General features: G+C 65.0%; 11 protein-coding genes, 1 pseudogene and 1 riboswitch. Of the genes and pseudogenes, 5 read left to right on the top strand and 7 right to left on the bottom strand.

Annotation, left to right across the window (positions count from 1 at the left end; all coding sequences use genetic code 11):
- Positions 1–59 precede the first annotated feature (59 nt).
- Positions 60–279: riboswitch (cobalamin riboswitch) on the bottom strand.
- Between the two features lie 149 nt (positions 280–428).
- Entirely contained in the window at positions 429–1679 is a 1251-nt protein-coding gene (locus DIR46_RS14605; protein WP_109348034.1) for an ROK family transcriptional regulator, read from the top strand.
- A 181-nt stretch (positions 1680–1860) separates the two neighbouring features.
- Here DIR46_RS14605 and ssb read toward each other — a convergent pair whose 3' ends face one another.
- Positions 1861–2364 carry a single-stranded DNA-binding protein gene (ssb, locus tag DIR46_RS14600; protein WP_109345880.1) on the bottom strand — a complete coding sequence of 168 codons (504 nt, stop codon included), beginning with the start codon at positions 2362–2364 and terminating at the stop codon, positions 1861–1863.
- Positions 2365–2809: 445 nt separating this feature from the next.
- Between ssb and uvrA the strand changes: the two genes are divergently transcribed.
- Positions 2810–5659, top strand: a complete 2850-nt coding sequence (gene uvrA, locus DIR46_RS14595) for an excinuclease ABC subunit UvrA (RefSeq protein WP_109345879.1) — start codon at positions 2810–2812, stop codon at positions 5657–5659.
- 107 nt (positions 5660–5766) lie between these two features.
- On the opposite strand, the gene DIR46_RS14590 is transcribed toward uvrA, so the two are convergent.
- Positions 5767–7635, bottom strand: coding sequence for a phosphoenolpyruvate carboxykinase (GTP) (locus DIR46_RS14590; RefSeq protein WP_109345878.1), 1869 nt, complete (start codon positions 7633–7635; stop codon positions 5767–5769).
- A 327-nt stretch (positions 7636–7962) separates the two neighbouring features.
- Between DIR46_RS14590 and DIR46_RS14585 the strand changes: the two are divergent.
- A pseudogene (locus DIR46_RS14585) lies at positions 7963–8954 on the top strand (D-2-hydroxyacid dehydrogenase family protein).
- Here DIR46_RS14585 and DIR46_RS14580 read toward each other — a convergent pair.
- Positions 8955–9710 (bottom strand): L-asparaginase, encoded by a 756-nt coding sequence (locus DIR46_RS14580; protein ID WP_109345877.1) that lies wholly within the window; start codon positions 9708–9710, stop codon positions 8955–8957. It lies immediately after the preceding pseudogene.
- A 137-nt stretch (positions 9711–9847) separates the two neighbouring features.
- Between DIR46_RS14580 and DIR46_RS14575 the strand changes: the two genes are divergently transcribed.
- A complete protein-coding gene (locus DIR46_RS14575) occupies positions 9848–10333 on the top strand; it encodes an asparaginase domain-containing protein (protein ID WP_109345876.1) in 486 nt (161 codons plus the stop codon).
- 59 nt (positions 10334–10392) lie between these two features.
- Here the strand turns inward: DIR46_RS14575 and DIR46_RS14570 are convergent, their stop codons facing one another.
- The 3 genes from DIR46_RS14570 to DIR46_RS14560 all read right to left on the bottom strand — a co-directional run bounded on the left by DIR46_RS14570 (position 10393) and on the right by DIR46_RS14560 (position 13558).
- Positions 10393–11289 (bottom strand): recombination-associated protein RdgC, encoded by an 897-nt coding sequence (locus tag DIR46_RS14570; protein WP_109345875.1) that lies wholly within the window; start codon positions 11287–11289, stop codon positions 10393–10395.
- 74 nt (positions 11290–11363) lie between these two features.
- Positions 11364–12452 carry a DNA polymerase IV gene (gene dinB, locus DIR46_RS14565; protein WP_370659939.1) on the bottom strand — a complete coding sequence of 363 codons (1089 nt, stop codon included), beginning with the start codon at positions 12450–12452 and terminating at the stop codon, positions 11364–11366.
- 77 nt (positions 12453–12529) lie between these two features.
- Entirely contained in the window at positions 12530–13558 is a 1029-nt protein-coding gene (locus DIR46_RS14560; protein WP_109345874.1) for an aldo/keto reductase, read from the bottom strand.
- Between the two features lie 60 nt (positions 13559–13618).
- Here DIR46_RS14560 and DIR46_RS14555 point away from each other — a divergent pair, with 60 nt between their 5' ends.
- A complete protein-coding gene (locus DIR46_RS14555; RefSeq protein WP_109345873.1) occupies positions 13619–14632 on the top strand; it encodes an AraC family transcriptional regulator in 1014 nt (337 codons plus the stop codon).
- On the opposite strand, the gene DIR46_RS14550 is transcribed toward DIR46_RS14555, so the two are convergent.
- The gene (locus DIR46_RS14550) at positions 14622–16436 is read right to left on the bottom strand and encodes a S8 family peptidase (protein ID WP_109345872.1); all 1815 of its coding nucleotides are present in this window, start codon (positions 16434–16436) and stop codon (positions 14622–14624) included. The two genes, DIR46_RS14555 and DIR46_RS14550, sit on opposite strands and share 11 nt — an antisense overlap.
- Positions 16437–16619 lie beyond the last annotated feature (183 nt).

Below are 16619 nucleotides of genomic sequence, written 5' to 3'. Positions count from 1 at the left end.
ACGAGCAGCAAAAGAAGGAACAGCGGACAACCAACAGGCACGCCCTCACCCCGGGACGTACGAATGCATCGTGGATGGCCGGTCTTCTGGCTCGCCGTCTTCCTTCCCCGGTCCTGCCTTCCCGTGCGCGGGGCACAGTGGCGTTCGACCGGAGTCGTCAGGCTTACAGCAGCGGGGGCTGCGCCGGACTGGCGCTCGATGGTTATCGCGCACGTCACCGGCTTCCCGTTTCACCTCCCTGCAGACGAGCAGGAAGGCACCATTCACTTGATTGGGCGCGATTCTACCGCCAAGTTCGACCAGTTGTCACCGCATTATTTTTCCTCGCATTCGCGCATGCCCGGAAAAATAAATCGCACAGGTTTATTTACGGGGAATGGATTTATACTGGCGGCTTCCAGCCGTCCCGCCCCTTGAACGCCCGCGCCATGCCGCCCGATAACGTACCGCCTACCGCCTTCGATCCCGCCACCATGCCGCTGCTGCGCACCGTCGGCTCGAACCAGGTCGGCATGCGCGAGTTCAACGAGCGGGTCGTGCTGCAGGCGATCCGCACCCATGGCAGCCTGCCCAAGGCCGAAGTCGCGCGCCTGACCAAGCTCAGTACCCAGACGGCCTCGGTGATCATCAACCGCCTGCTGGACGAGCAGCTGGTGGTCAAGCGCGACGCCGTGCGCGGCAAGGTCGGCCAGCCGTCGCAGCCGATCGCCCTGAATCCGGAAGGCGCGTTCTCGATCGGCATCCAGATCGGCAGGCGCGCGCTGGACGTGGTGCTGCTCGATTTCACGGGCGCGCTGCGCTGGCAGTCGTCGACGCCGTACGCCAGCCCCGAGGTGGAGCAGGTATTCGCCGCCATCGACGCCAGGCTGCGCGAGGTGGACGACTTCCTCGGCCCTGAACTGGCGCCGCGCCTGACCGGCATCGGCCTGGCCGCCCCGCTCACGCTGGGCACCTGGCACGGCCTGGAAAGCCTGCTGCCGCAAGAGGCGGAAGCCTGGCGCCGGGTCGACGTGCGCATCCGCCTGCAGGCCATGACGCCATTGCGCGTGGACTTCGCCAAGGACACGATCGCGGCCTGCGTGGCCGAACTGGTGGCCGGCCGCGGACGCACGCTGAAAAGCTATCTGTACGTGTTCGTCGACACCCTGGTCGGCGGCGGCCTGGTGATCGACGGCGAGCCGCACAGCGGCCAGTTCGGCAACGCCGGCGCGATCGGTTCGATGCCCCTGGGCCTGGCCGATACTGCAGAACGCGGCGTGGCGCCGCAGCTGCTCGGTGCGGCCTCGCTGGTGCGGCTCGAAGAGATGCATGCCCAGGCGGGATTGGCGCCGCTGGCGTTCGGCGACGAACGCCTCTTGAGCGGGCCGTGGGAAGCGGTGACCCTGCGATGGATCGAGGAAGCCGCCAATGCGATCACCTTCGGCGTCACCGGCGCGGCCTGCCTGCTCGACCTGGATGGCGTGATCGTCGACGGCGCCGTCAGCCGCGCCCTGCTCGAACGCCTGATCGCCGCGATGCAGGAGCAGATGACGCGCTACAGCTGGCAGGGCACCGAGCGGCCGCTGGTGATGGCGGGGACGATCGGGATGACGGCCAAGGTCATCGGCGCGGCCTACCTGCCGCTGCATGCGAACTTCGCGCCGGCGCATGGATTGTTCCTGAAGGCGGCCCGGCGCTAGCAAGGCGTGCGCTATGCCGGGAAGATGAAGATCGTGTGGGTAACAGATCCGGACGGGAATATCTTGAATATCAACTGCAGCTGAGTTCCGTTACTGGGTTAACGACCAGATCGCCGTCCATAAAAAAAACCCTGCGAATGATGCACTCACAGGGTTTGTCGTACCGCTCAGACCGGAAATATCAGAACGGAATATCGTCATCCATATCCGAGAAATTCGGCGCCGGTTTCGGCTGCGGACGCGCGGCCGGGGCCGGTGGCGCCTGGCGCGGAGCCGGACGCTGCGGGGCCGAGTAGTCGTCGTCCATGCCGCCGCCCATACCGCCGCCCATGCTGTCGCCGCCCATACCCTGGCGGCCACCCAGCATCTGCATGTTTTCAGCGATGATGTCGGTGGCGTAGCGCTCGATGCCGTCCTTGTCGGTGTACTTGCGGGTCTGCAGGCGGCCTTCGACGTAGACCGACGAACCTTTCTTGAGGTATTGGCCCACGATCTCGGCCAGGCGGCCGAAGAAGGAGATGCGGTGCCACTCGGTCAGTTCTTTCTGTTCGCCGGTATTGCGGTCCTTGGATTTGTACGAGGTGGCGACCGCGATGTTCGCGATGGCGTCGCCGCTCGGCATGTAGCGGATTTCCGGATCGCGGCCGAGGTTGCCGACGATGATGACCTTGTTGACTGATGCCATGGTGTTACTCCTGCTGGGTATGGTAAGCCCTGACTCTGCGTATTTCTAGGCGTCAGGGAACGATGTGTTGCAGCTGACTATTATGCGGTCCGCCACCCAGTTTCAGCAATCCTTTTCGTTGGCGGGCATCAGCCAAAACACACTATCGAAAAGGCTGTTTCGTTGTCGATTAAGTCAGATAAATAACTGCGCTGAAAATTATTTTCCAGTTCTGAACGCTTTGTCATTGAAGCGCCCGCTGATCGGCCCACATAGCATAGACCCGGCCCTCCTGCGCTTGTCAAAGTGGTATGCCAACCTGGCACCCCTGGTACAGCAACTACTGGATAGATGTACAGCCGAAACAAAAACGCGCTACACTTACGGGTTCTCCCCGATTGGCCCGCTTACCGCGCTGCTGGCGTCTGCGGCCCCGCAAAAACTGATAGAAAGTCTGCCCAACTTAATGGAAGAAATTCGCATTCGTGGTGCCCGCACGCACAATCTGAAGAACATCAACCTCGACCTGCCGCGCAACAAGCTGATCGTGATCACCGGCCTGTCGGGCTCGGGCAAATCCTCGCTCGCCTTCGACACGCTGTATGCAGAAGGCCAGCGCCGCTACGTCGAATCGCTGTCGGCCTATGCGCGCCAGTTCCTGCAACTGATGGAAAAGCCGGACGTCGACCTGATCGAAGGCCTGTCGCCGGCGATCTCGATCGAGCAGAAAGCGACCTCGCACAACCCGCGCTCGACCGTCGGCACCGTCACCGAGATCCACGACTACCTGCGCCTGCTGTACGCGCGCGTCGGCACGCCGTATTGCCCGCAGCACCCGCATGAGCCGCTGTCGGCCCAGACCGTGTCGCAGATGGTCGATGCGGTGCTCGCCATCCCGGAAGGTACCAAGCTGATGATCCTGGCGCCGGTCGTGGCCGGCCGCAAGGGCGAACATGGCGACCTGTTCCAGGCCATGCAGGCCCAGGGCTTCGTGCGCTTCCGCATCGCCAGCGGCGTCAATGCCGCCAAGATCTATGAAATCGATGAACTGCCCAAGCTCAAGAAGACCGAGAAGCACAGCATCGACGTCGTGATCGACCGGGTGAAGGTGAATCCGGACATCAAGCAGCGCCTGGCCGAAAGCTTCGAGACCGCCCTGCGCCTGGCCGACGGCCGCGCCGTGGCCTACGAGATGGACACCGAGAAGGAAACCGTCTTTTCGAACAAGTTCGCCTGTAATGTTTGCGGCTACTCGCTGCAAGAGCTGGAACCACGCCTGTTCTCGTTCAATAACCCGATGGGCGCCTGCCAGGAATGCGATGGCCTGGGCCATATCGAGTTCTTCGATCCGAAGCGGATCGTGGCCTTCCCGCACCTGTCGCTGGCCTCCGGCGCCGTCAAGGGCTGGGATCGCCGCAACCAGTTCTACTTCCAGATGCTGCAGAGCCTGGCAGCCCATTACGACTTCGACCTCGACAAGCCGTTCGAGCAATTGCCGAAATCGTCGCAGGAAGCCGTGCTGTTCGGCTCCGGCAAGACCGCGATCCCGTTCAGCTACGTGAACGAACGCGGCCGCACCGTGATCCGCGAGCATACCTTCGAAGGCGTGGTCAACAACCTGCAGCGGCGCTACCGCGAGACCGATTCGATGGCGGTCAAGGAAGAGCTGGCCAAGTTCATCAACGAAAAGAAATGCCCGGCCTGCGAAGGCGCGCGCCTGCGCACCGAAGCGCGTTTCGTCAAGATCGGCCAGGGCGAGCAGCAGCGCGCCATCTACGAGGTGTCCGATAAACCCCTGCGCGAAACGCTGGACTATTTCGACAAGCTGGAGCTCAGTGGCGCCAAGCGCGACATCGCCGAGCGCGTGATCAAGGAAATCGTGTCGCGCCTGAAGTTCCTGAACAACGTCGGCCTCGACTACCTGTCGCTCGACCGCAGCGCGGATACCCTGTCCGGCGGCGAAGCCCAGCGTATCCGCCTGGCCTCGCAGATCGGTTCGGGCCTGACCGGCGTCATGTACGTGCTAGACGAACCGTCGATCGGCCTGCACCAGCGCGACAACGATCGCCTGATCGCGACGCTGAAGCATTTGCGCGACATCGGCAATAGCGTGCTGGTGGTCGAGCACGACGAAGACGCGATCCGCACCGCCGACTACATCGTCGACATGGGTCCGGGCGCGGGCGTGCACGGCGGCGCCGTGATCGCCGAGGGCACGCTCGAGCAGATCATGAACAACGAGCATTCGCTGACCGCCCAGTACCTGGACGGCCGGCGCAAGATCGAAGTGCCGAAGAAGCGCACCAAGGCCGATCCGGCGCGCCAGCTGGTGATCACGGGCGCGAAAGGTAATAACCTGAAGGATGTGACCCTGACCTTGCCGGTGGGCCTGATGACTTGCGTGACGGGCGTGTCGGGTTCGGGCAAGTCGACGCTCATCAACGACACGCTGTATCCGGCGCTGTCGCGCCACCTGTACGGTTCGCAGACCGAACCGGCCGAGCACAGCTCGATCCACGGCCTGGAACACTTCGACAAGGTGATCTCGGTCGACCAGGCGCCGATCGGCCGCACGCCGCGGTCGAACCCCGCGACCTATACTGGCCTCTTCACGCCGATCCGCGACCTGTTCGCGACCGTGCCGACCGCCAAGGAACGCGGATACAGCGCCGGCCGCTTCTCGTTCAACGTCAAGGGCGGCCGCTGCGAAGCCTGCCAGGGCGATGGCGTGATCAAGGTCGAGATGCACTTCCTGCCGGACGTGTACGTGCCGTGCGACGTCTGCCATGGCAAGCGCTACAACCGCGAAACGCTGGAAGTGCAGTACAAGGGCAAGAACATCACCGAAGTACTGGACATGACGGTCGAGGATGCGCACGAGTTCTTCAAGCCGGTGCCGGTCATCGCGCGTAAACTCCAGACCTTGCTGGACGTGGGCCTGGGCTATATCAAGCTGGGACAGAGCGCGACCACCCTGTCGGGCGGCGAGGCGCAGCGCGTCAAGCTGTCGCTCGAGCTGTCCAAGCGCGACACCGGACGCACGCTGTACATCCTGGACGAACCGACCACCGGCCTGCACTTCGCCGACATCGACCTGCTGCTGAAGGTGATCCACCGCCTGCGCGACCAGGGCAATACGCTCGCCATCATCGAGCACAACCTGGACGTGATCAAGACCGCGGACTGGATCGTCGACTTGGGACCGGAAGGCGGCGCCGGCGGCGGCATGATCGTGGCGTCGGGTACGCCGGAGCAAGTGGCCAAGGTCAAGGACAGCCCGACGGGCAAGTACCTGAAGCCGTTGCTGAAGGGTTGATCTTCACCGTTCGACCCAAATGAAACAGGGGCAACGCCATTGGCGTTGCCCCTGTTCTTTTTTATATGACCGCTTCCAACAGCGGCCTCTCCCCCACTCGGCCGGTCTTAGCCAGCCAGTTGCTTCTCCAACCGATCCTTGGTGTCCACCAGCTCTTGCGGCAGGCGGTAGGCCAGCTTGTCGAACAGTTCACCGTGCAGCTTCAGCTCTTCGGCCCATGCGTTCTTGTCGATCGACGTGATTTGCGTGAACTGCGCTTCGGTGAACTCCACCCCATCCCAGTTCAGATCGCCATACGATGGCGAGGTGCCGAACAGGTGCGCGTTGCCGGCGGCGGCGCTGCCCTCGGTACGGTCAAGAATCCACTTCAGCACGCGCATATTGTCGCCATAGCCCGGCCACACGAAGCCGCCATCCTCGCCGGTGCGGAACCAGTTGACGCAGAAAATCTTCGGCAGCGCAGCCGGATTGATCGCGGCGACTTTCTTGCCCAGATCCAGCCAGTGCTGGAAATAGTCGCTCATGTTGTAGCCGATGAACGGCAGCATCGCGAACGGATCGCGGCGCACCACGCCCATCTGGCCGGCGGCGGCGGCGGTGGTCTCGGAACCCATGGTCGCGGCCATGTACACGCCATCCACCCAGTTATTCGCCTCGGTCACCAGCGGCACCGTGGTCGAGCGGCGGCCGCCGAAGATGAAGGCCGAGATCGGCACGCCGCTTGGATCGTCCCAGGCCGGGTCGATCACCGGATTCTGGGTCGCGGCCACGGTGAAGCGCGCATTCGGGTGCGCCGCCTTGGTGCCGGAGGCCGGCGTCCAGTCCTTGCCCTGCCAGTCGATCAGGTGCGCCGGCGCTTCCTTCGTCATGCCTTCCCACCACACGTCGCCGTCGTCGGTCAGCGCCACGTTGGTGAAGATCACGTTCTCGCGCAGCGAGGCCATGCAGTTCGGATTGGTCTTTTCATTGGTGCCCGGCGCCACGCCGAAGTAGCCGGCTTCGGGGTTGATCGCGACCAGCTTGCCGTCAGCCGCCGGCTTGATCCAGGCGATGTCGTCGCCGATGGTCGTCACTTTCCAGCCGTCGAAGGTCTTCGGCGGGATCAGCATCGCGAAGTTGGTCTTGCCGCAGGCCGAAGGGAAGGCTGCAGCCACGTATTTCTTGTCGCCCTGCGGCGACTCGACGCCCAGGATCAGCATGTGTTCGGCCAGCCAGCCGGTGCCGCCGGCTTGCGCCTCTTGGTAACCCATGTTCGAGGCGATGCGCAGCGCGAAGCATTTCTTGCCCAGCAGCGCGTTGCCGCCGTAGCCGGAACCGAAGGACCAGATCTCGCGGGTTTCCGGGTAGTGCACGATGTACTTGGTGGCATTGCATGGCCAGGCGACGTCGTTCTGGCCGGCAGCCAGCGGCGCGCCGACCGAGTGGACGCAAGGAACGAACTCGCCGTCCGGGCCCAGCACGTCGTATACGGCCTTGCCCATGCGCGTCATGATGCGCATATTGACCGCGACATAAGGCGAGTCGGACAGTTCGACGCCGATATGGGCGATCGGCGAGCCCAGCGGGCCCATCGAGAACGGCACCACGTACAGGGTGCGGCCCGCCATGCAGCCGTCGAACAGGCCGTGCAGGGTGCGGCGCATCTCGGCCGGCTCCATCCAGTTGTTGGTCGGGCCGGCCTGCTCTTTGGTGGCGGAGCAGATATAGGTGCGGTCTTCGACGCGCGCCACGTCCGATGGATCGGACCAGGCCAGGTAGGAATTCGGACGCTTGGCGGGGTTGAGCTTCTTCATCGTGCCCGCTTCGACCATCTGTGCGCACAGGCGGTCGTATTCTTCTTCCGAACCGTCGCACCAGTAAATGCTGTCAGGCTTGGTCAGGGCGGCGATTTCCGCGACCCAATTGATAAGCTTTTGATGTTTGATGTAAGCTGGAACGTTCAGTGCGGCGACGCCGCCCATCACGGGCTGGTTCATGGGGAGTCCTCCAAATGCCAATAAAGAATTCGGGTGGATCGCTGGGTCGGGATCATCCATCGGGCAAGCAGCCTGGTCAGGATCGCGGTGGGACAGCGGTCGGGGTCAACAGCCTCTGGCAAGGCTGAGCGGTACGTCTCATGAGCACCGTTGGATACGTGTCATTCCTGTAAGTTCTGCGCCGATTGTACACCCCAAAAACCGCCTTACGGGCCCTTTCACTACAAAAAAGTAGGAAAAATGCCCCAGTAATGTAGTAGGCTATTTGGGCAAATGCCCTACCCTGTTATTTGTTTACATTTAACTGATATAACTCTGACAACATCAATGAAAATCGCGATTCTTGACGATTATCAAGACGCCGTGCTCGGTCTTGACTGCTTCCGACTGCTCGACGGCCATGAGGTCAAAGTCTTCAATAACACCACCCGCGGACTGGGCCAGCTGGCGATCCGCCTCGCTCCTTTCGACGCCCTGGTGCTGATCCGCGAACGCACCGCCTTGTCGGCGGCATTGCTGGCGAAGCTGCCGAACCTGAAGCTCGTTTCGCAGACCGGCAAGGTCAGCGGCCACATCGACGTGGCGGCCGCGACCGCGCGCGGCATCGCCATCGCCGAAGGTGTCGGCTCGCCGCTCGCGCCGGCCGAGCTGACCTGGGCCCTGATCATGGCGGCCAGCCGCAAGATCGTGCCGTATGCGAACAATCTGAAGGACGGCTTGTGGCAGACGGCCTCGATCAATCCGGCGCTCAATGGCGTGGGACGGGTGCTGCACGGGCGGACCCTGGGCCTGTGGAGTTACGGCAAGATCGGCAAGCTGGTGGCCGGCTATGCGCGCGCCTTCGGGATGCGGGTGCTGGTCTGGGGCAGCGAGGCCAGCCGCGCGGCGGCCGTCGCCGACGGCCTCGAGGCGGCGGCGTCGCGCGAGGCGCTGTTCGAGCAGGCCGACGTGCTCAGCCTGCATTTGCGGCTGGCGGAATCGACGCGCGGCGTCGTCACGGCAAGCGACCTGGCGCGTATGAAACCGGACGCGCTGTTCGTCAACACCAGCCGCGCCGAACTGGTGGCGGAGGGCGCACTCGAGGGAGCCCTCAAGGGGGACGTCCGGGCACGGCGGCGCTGGACGTGTTCACGGGCGAACCGCTGGCGCAGGACTCGCCGCTGCTGCGCATCCCCACGGTGCTGGCCACCCCGCACCTGGGCTATGTCGAGAAGGACAGTTACGAGATTTATTTCCAGGCGGCGTTCGAGAACATCGTCAAGTTCGCGCAAGGCGAGCCGGCGAACATTCTCAATCCGGAGGCATTGGAAAAGCGCTGATCAGCGCAGTTCGGGCTCGCCCGTCAGATTGATCCTTGGCGCCGGCATCACGTGGGTGCCGGTCCAGAGCCCGGCCCAGCCCGGCGGCCAGCCGATGTCGCGGCCGCTGTAGGCTTTCAAGCCCGCCCTTACCGGCACGATCGGCACCACAGGCGCCTCGACCAGCCCGCCGCCCGCGGGGCGCTCCATATTGAGGCTGTACATGTATCCCGGCAGCAGCAGGTCGCAGGCTTGCGCGAACCAGGCGGTATGGTCTTCGTCGCGGCCCAGCGCCTGCGCCAGCCCTTGCGGATCGAACTTCGCCAGCGCATGGATCAGCTCGTCGGTGGTGGCGCCCGGCACGTCGCCCCAACCCATCACGGGATTGTTGTTGTAGTCGGCGCCCGAACCGTACCAGCCTTCGCGCCAGGTGCGCTGCATCCAGTTGCGCGGCCCCGTGAACAGGTGCCAGCGCCAGTGCAGGCCGGAGGGCTTGGGCCAGGAATACAGGTACAGCTTCTGGTAGCCCGCCTCGTGCAATGCGCGCACCACGGCCATCAGGCGCGCATGCGGCATGCGGTCTGGCGGCGCGCGCCGGAACAGGATCGGCTCGCCGTCGGCGTGCTGGACTTCGTCGCTCGACAGGTTCAGGTCGAGGGCGCGCGCCTCGTCGTTGAAACGCGCCGAAATCCAGCCAGTGAGCAGGTTGACGTGGGTGATCACGCCATAGCCGCGATGGCGGTGGAAGATGACGGTGCCGGGTGCGACTGCTTTCATGGCCAGGGGAAAAGAAAGAGGTGAAAGGCGATGAGTGTACTCATCCGATCCGGACGATTCTAGCGCAGTCACAGTCGGATACACTATGGTTTGCGGCTATCATGACGCACCTTTTTTCTGCGAATAGATAAACCAACATGACTTTGCGACTCATCGCCACCGGTGGCACTTTCGACAAGCATTACAATGAACTGAACGGCGTACTCGGCTTTGCTGAAAGCCATCTGCCAGAGGTGATCAAGCGCAGCCGCATGACGGTGCCGGTCGCGCTCGACGTGCTGCCGCTGCTCGATTCGCTCGACATGCAGGACGCCGACCGCGAGCGCGTGCTGGCCTCGTGCCAGGCTGCCAGCGAGAAGGCGATCGTGATCGTGCACGGCACCGACACCATGCGCGAGACGGCCGCCGTGCTCGGCGCCGCCAAGCTGGACCAGACCATCGTGCTGACCGGCGCCATGATCCCGTATTCCATCGCCAATTCGGATGCGCTGTTCAACCTCGGCTTTGCCTGCGGCGTGGCGCAGACCCTGCCGGCCGGCGTGTATGTCGCCATGAACGGCCAGGTTTTCCCGTGGGATAACGTGACCAAGAACCGCAGCGAAGGCGTGTTCCAGCCGCTGTAAACGACAATGGCCGGACGCACGGTCCGGCCATTGTCAGCGCCCGTCCAGTCGCCGGGCGATTACGCCTTGGCTTCGCCGCCCAGCGCCTCGACCACATCGGCCAGCAGCTTGGCCAGCTCGCCCGTCATCAGCACGATGTCGTTGTCGAAACGCTCGTCGTCGCTATAGGTCGGGCTTTCGCCTTCCTTGATCACGTCGAGCGGCTTGATGCCCTTGATCGCCAGCGACTCGGTCAGCACGAAGCTGATGCGGTCGTTCCAGGTCATGGCCAGGCGGGTGCACTGCTTGCCGGCGGCGATGTGGCGGCGGATGTCGTCCGGTTCCAGCGTGTGCTTCACGTAGCGCACCGCGGCGCGGCTTTCGCCGGTCGCGCGCAGCTCGGTGTCCTGGTCGATCGTGAAGCCGTACGGCGCTTCATCGGCTTCCAGCCAGCCGGTCATCACGGCCACTGGCGATTTTTGCACGCGCAGCGATTCCAGCGGCATCTTGTCGACGGCCTTGAGCAGCAGCTTGACGATGTCGTCGGCCTTCGCCGGGCTCGCCGCATCGACCACCAGCCAGCCGTTGACCGGGTCGATCCAGGTCCAGACGTTGCTGCGCAGGGTAAAGGCGCGCGGCAGCAGTTCGTCGGCCACGCGTTCCTTCAGTTCCTTCATTGCCTTCTTGCCAGGTGGGAAGCCCTGCTGCTCTTCGAGCTCGGCCGCCTTGGCCTTGGCCACCTGGTTGATGACCGATGCCGGCAGCAGCTTCTTCTCGGTGCCCAGCATGATCAGCATCTGCTTGTTGACCACGTGGACCAGGCCGCCGTTCGGGCGCGGCGCGTCCCAGCCCTGGCGCAGCAACTCATTGCTGCTGGCAGGCACGAAAGCCTGCGGCTCGAGGGCTTTTTCCAGTTGTTCAGGGGTATAGGCCCAAGGGGCCGGCAGACGGTAGATCTGTAGATTCTTGAACCACATAGGTTATCCGGTTGTGTCAGTATTTCAAAGGATCGATATTCTACGCTGCTATATGGCAACGTCGCATAAAAAGCTCAGGACCTTATCGAATCGTCCAGAACATCGTCGAACAGCCGCAACTGCTCGACGGTCTCGGTCTCGCCCAGGCGCACGCCCACGCCCAGCAGGCGCACCGGGCGGCTGGCGCGGGCCCAGCCGGTTTCCATCAGGCGCGCATAGGTCGGAATATGTGGCGCATGGCCCACGCACTCGACCGTCGTCTGCTGGAAATCCGAGAATTTGATCTTCACGAACAGCTTGTTGATGAATTTTTCGGCATTCGCACGCTTGATGCGGCCCAGCAGGTGTTCATGCAGATCGGGCAGCAGGGCCAGGCAAGCGGCCAGGTCGGGCACGTCGGGCGTATAAGTCTCTTCGGTGCTGATCGATTTGCGCTCGCGCGAGACGTTCACTTCGCGACCGTCGACGCCGCGGCTCAGGTCATATAAACGCGCGCCGAAGCTGCCGAAGTGTTCCTGCAGCTGGTCCATGCTCCAGGCGCGCAGGTCGGCGCAGGTCTGCAGGCCGAGGCGGTTCATCTTTTCGGCAGTCACCTTGCCGACGCCATGGAGCTTCTTGACCGGCAGCGCCGCGACGAAGGCATCCACCTCGTCGGGCCGTACCAGGAACAGCCCGTCCGGCTTGTTCCAGTCGCTGGCGATCTTGGCCACGAACTTGTTCGGCGCCACGCCGGCCGAGGCGGTGATGCCGACGGTCTCGAAGATGCGGCGCCGGATCTCTTGCGCGATCAGGGTCGCGCTGCCCTTGCAATGGGGCGAATCGGTGACGTCCAGGTAGGCTTCGTCGAGCGAGAGCGGTTCCACCAGTTCGGTGTAGTCCTGGTAGATGTCCATGATCTGGCGCGAGGCGATCCGGTATTTTTCCATCGCCGGCGGGATCACCAGCAAGTCGGGACACAGCTTGATCGCGGTGGCGGTGGCCATCGCCGAATGGATGCCGTAGCGGCGCGCCTCGTAGTTGCAGGTGGCGACCACCCCGCGCTGGTCGGGCCGGCCGCCCACGGCGAGCGGACGACCGCGGAGCAGCGGATCGTCGCGCATTTCGACCGACGCATAGAAGCAATCGCAATCGCAGTGGATGATTTTTCGGACCGGGGCGTTCACGCTGGAGGCCGCCCCATGTGGGGAGGACTACTGTAATTGCATACAGTATCGTCCGAAATCCGGTTTGGCGCAAGCCGCTAGCGCGCCAGGAAGCCGTCCCGGTGCACGTTGGTCATCGCCTGCACCCAGGCCGGGTAATACGTCGGCAGGCTGCTGGCCGCATCCAGCTCTGACATATCCTGCTCGCTCAGCGCCAGTTCCAGCGCGCGCAGATTGTCCTGCAATTGCTCCGGACGGCGCGCGCCGACGATGGCGGTGGTCACGCCGGGACGCGCCAGCAGCCAGGCCAGCGCCACCTGGGCCGGCGTGGCCTCGACCCGCGCCGCCACGCGCTTGACGGCGTCGATGACGGTGTAGCCGTGTTCCGGCGCGATCGGCGGGAAGTCGATGTGGATGCGGCGCGCATCCGGATCGCTGCTGCCGGCGCGGTCGAATTTGCCGGACAACAGGCCGCCGGCCAGCGGGCTCCAGGCCATCAGGCCCAGCTGCGCGTCCTGCGCCTGCGGCAGGATCTCGCGTTCGACGTCGCGCACCGCCAGCGAATAGCAGGCCTGCACCGACACGTACGAGGACCAGCCGTGCAGTCTGGACAAGCCGAGCGCCTTGGCGGTCTGCCAGCTCGACAGGTTCGAGCAGCCGATGTAGCGGATCTTCCCGGCGCGCACCGCGTCGTCGAGTGCGCGCAGCGTCTCTTCCATCGGCGTGAGTTCATCGACGTTATGGATCTGGTACAGGTCGATGTGGTCGGTCTTCAGGCGGCGCAGGCTGGCCTCGAGCGCGCGCGTCAGGTGCAGGCGCGATTGTCCCGCGTCGTTCGGCCCTTTCCCCATCGGCGCGTGGAACTTGGTGGCCAGCACCACTTCTTCGCGCCGGCCGGCCAGGGCTTGCCCCAGCAGGCTTTCGGATTCGCCGTCCGCATACACGTCGGCGGTGTCGATGAAGTTGATGCCGGCGTCCAGTGCCGTTCCCACCAGACGCTCGGTGGCGGCCAGGTCCAGGCCGCCGACCTTGTCGTAGGGCGGCGTCGCCGCTCCCCCGAAGGTCATGGCGCCCAGGCACAGGCGGGAGACGATGATGCCGCTATTGCCAAGTCGTCGGTATTGCATGAGAGGGTCCTTTCAGGAAAATCGATGGGGCCAGTGTAGAATCGGGCGGCGTGGCCCACCATGCTGCGTCCTCCACCGTTCATGCGCGACCGTCCAGACCTGCTTTCAGTCCGATCTTCCGATCCGCTCTCCGACATGCTGGCCCTGCTCCAGGTGCGCAGCGGCGCCGCGCTGCGCATGACCGCCGGCGGCCCGTGGGCGCTGCGCTTTCCTGCGTATCCCTACCTGAAATTCATCGCCCAGTTGCGCGGCGTCCTGCATGTGCGGGTCGAGGGCGATGCGCATTCCTACCGGCTCGAGGCTGGCGACTGCCTGTTGATGCGAAGCGGCCGGCCTTATGTCGCGGCTACCGATCCGGCACTGCCGGCGCAGGATGGCCCGGCCCACTTCGCGGCGCTGCGCGGCGGTGCGATCACGTGGGGCGATCCGGATGCAGGTGAGCGGATGGAAATGATCGCGGGCCGCTTCGAGCTCGACGCCTCGCAACGCGACCTGCTGGAACAGGTGGCGCCGCCCGAACTGCACATCCGTGCGGATGCGCAGGCCGCGCCGGCGCTGCGCGCGCTGCTGGATTTGTATGGCAAGGAAGCGGGGGCGCCGGACGCCGGCGCACGCCTGGTGACCGACGGCCTGGCGCGCATCGCCCTGGTGCAGGCCCTGCGCGAACCGGGCGGCGCGCGGCACGGCTGGCTGGCCGCACTGGCCGACGCGAAGATCGGCCCCGCGCTGCGCCTGCTGCACGGCGCGCCCGAACGACGCTGGAGCGTCGGCGAACTGGCGCGCGACACCGCGATGTCGCGCTCGGCGCTGGCGCTGCGCTTTCGCCAGCTGGTCGGCATGGCGCCGCTGCAGTACCTGCAGGCCTGGCGCATGCGGCTGGCGCGCAAGGCGCTGCACGAAGAAGACACCCCGGTCGCCACCATCGCCTGGCGCCTCGGCTATGCATCCGAAAGCGCGTTCAGCGCCGCGTTCAAGCGCGCCAGCGGCTGCGCGCCCGGGGTGTACCGGCAAAAAAAACGCGCGGCCGAGACCGCGCGTTCACCTCATCCTGGCGCCGACGCGCTTACCAGGTGAGCTTCAGGCCGTACTTGCCATTGGTGGCGCCGGTGCCGCCGCTGTAGTAGGTCACGCGCACGTAGCGGGTCGACGCGCTGCTGCCGGTGTTGCTGGAGCTGACGCTGTCCACCGCGCCGACGCCGTTCTGGCTGGTGCCCAGCTGCGTGCCGGATGCGTTGTACACGTACAGGTCGTAGTCGGCATTGGAGAGGCCCGGCGTCAGGACCGCGCTCAGGGTTTTACCGGCCGGCAGGTCGACGCGGAAGTAATCCGTGTCGGTGGTCGAGCCGAGGTTGCCGTTGACGGTCGTGTTGCCCGAGGTGACCAGGTTGGCGGTGGCGGTGCTGTTGTTCGCCTCCGCCTCGGCCTGGGTGGTGGCCGCCGTGCCGCCGGTGGTGGCCGCATTGACCGCCGCGGTGGCGTCCACGATGCCGGTGCCGCAGCCCGAGCAACTGGCCGGGAAGGCGCGCGCCGTCGATTTCAGTTTCGACTCGATGTCGTCCGGCGTCAGGTTGGCGTTCAGCGCCAGCATCAGCGCCGCCACGCCCGCCACGTGCGGCGTGGCCATCGAGGTGCCCTGGTAGGCCGCATAGCTGTCCGAGGCCGGCGCCGTGGTGCCGGTATTCAGCGTCGACAACACGCCATAGGCGCCGTCGCCGCCCGGCGCCGCCACGTCCACCAGGGTGCCGTAGTTGGAGTAGGAAGCACGGCCGCCCGTGCGGCCGGTGGCCGCCACCGCGATCACGCCCGAGCAGTTGGCCGGGCTGGCGTTGCTGACGTTGACGGCGTCGTTGCCGGCGGCCACCACCACCACCGCGCCGCGCGAGCGGGCGCCGTTGATGGCGTTCTGGGTGGTCGCGCCGCAGGCGCCGCCGCCGCCCAGCGACAGGTTCAGCACGCGCGCCTTGTTGGCGTTGGCCGGCACGCCCGACACGCTGCCGCCCGACGACCAGGTGATCGCGTCGGCGATGTCCGAGGTGTAGCCGCCGCACTTGCCGAGCACGCGCACCGGGACGATCCTGGCGTTGTAGGCCACGCCCGCCACGCCGGCGCCGTTGTTGGTGCGCGCCGCCACCGTGCCGGCGACGTGAGTGCCGTGCCAGCTCGAACCCTGGTCGCGCGTCGGCTGGCCGTTGCCGCATTCGCCGGCCACCACGGCGTCGCCCGGATCGCTGGCGTCGCTGTCGCGGCCATTGCCGTCGTTGCCGATGGTGGCGGTGCTGATGAAGTCATAGCCGGCCAACAGCTGGCCCGACAGGTCGGCGTGCGGGCGGTAGCCGGTGTCGATCACCGCCACCACCACGCCGCTGCCGGTCGACTTGTCCCAGGCGGTCGGCAGGCGCAGGCCGCCGGCGGTTTCATAGTAATGCCACTGGTCGGTGTAGCGCGGGTCGGTCGGCGTCGCCATATGGGTCATGATGCGGTCCGGCTCGGCGTATTCGATGGCCGGGTCGCGCGCCATCATCTCGGCGGCCAGCGATTCCACTTCCTTCAGGTGGCGCCGGCGGTCCAGCTTGAACACCTGGGCGCCGGTCGAGATGGCATGACTCTCCTTGACCACCATGCCGAACTGCTGGCCGGCGCGGTCGAGCCTGGCCTTGCGGTCGGGGGTCACACTGGCGACCCTGGCCGCGGCGCCGTTGGCGGCGGCCTTCGAGTCGCGGTACTTCACGATGAGTCGGTCTGTCTCCACGACGAACTGCGGCGCGCCGCGGCCGCCGTCGCCGCCGGCGGCCGCGAGGCTCGCTGCGGAGACCAGCGCCAGCGCGACCGCTGCACACATCTTCAACACGGTTGGATGAGTCGAATGCGTTTGCTTCATGGTTCTTCCTTCTTCAAGGTTTTCCGTCAAGCGAATGGCTCGCTTGTGTCGTTGTAGGACCGGCAATGCCGGTGCCGTCTCGAGGCGGCGAACTGAGCTTAGCCTGAAGGAAAGAGTCAGCAGGAAGAAATTCCAACCGTTTTCGGCGTGCATACAACGGTTAACTCGGCACATCCGGCAAAA

The organism is Massilia oculi, from assembly GCF_003143515.1.
Lineage (GTDB): Bacteria > Pseudomonadota > Gammaproteobacteria > Burkholderiales > Burkholderiaceae_D > Telluria > Telluria oculi.
Note: the sequence above shows the minus strand (reverse complement) of the source record. Positions and strands in the feature narration are given on the sequence as shown.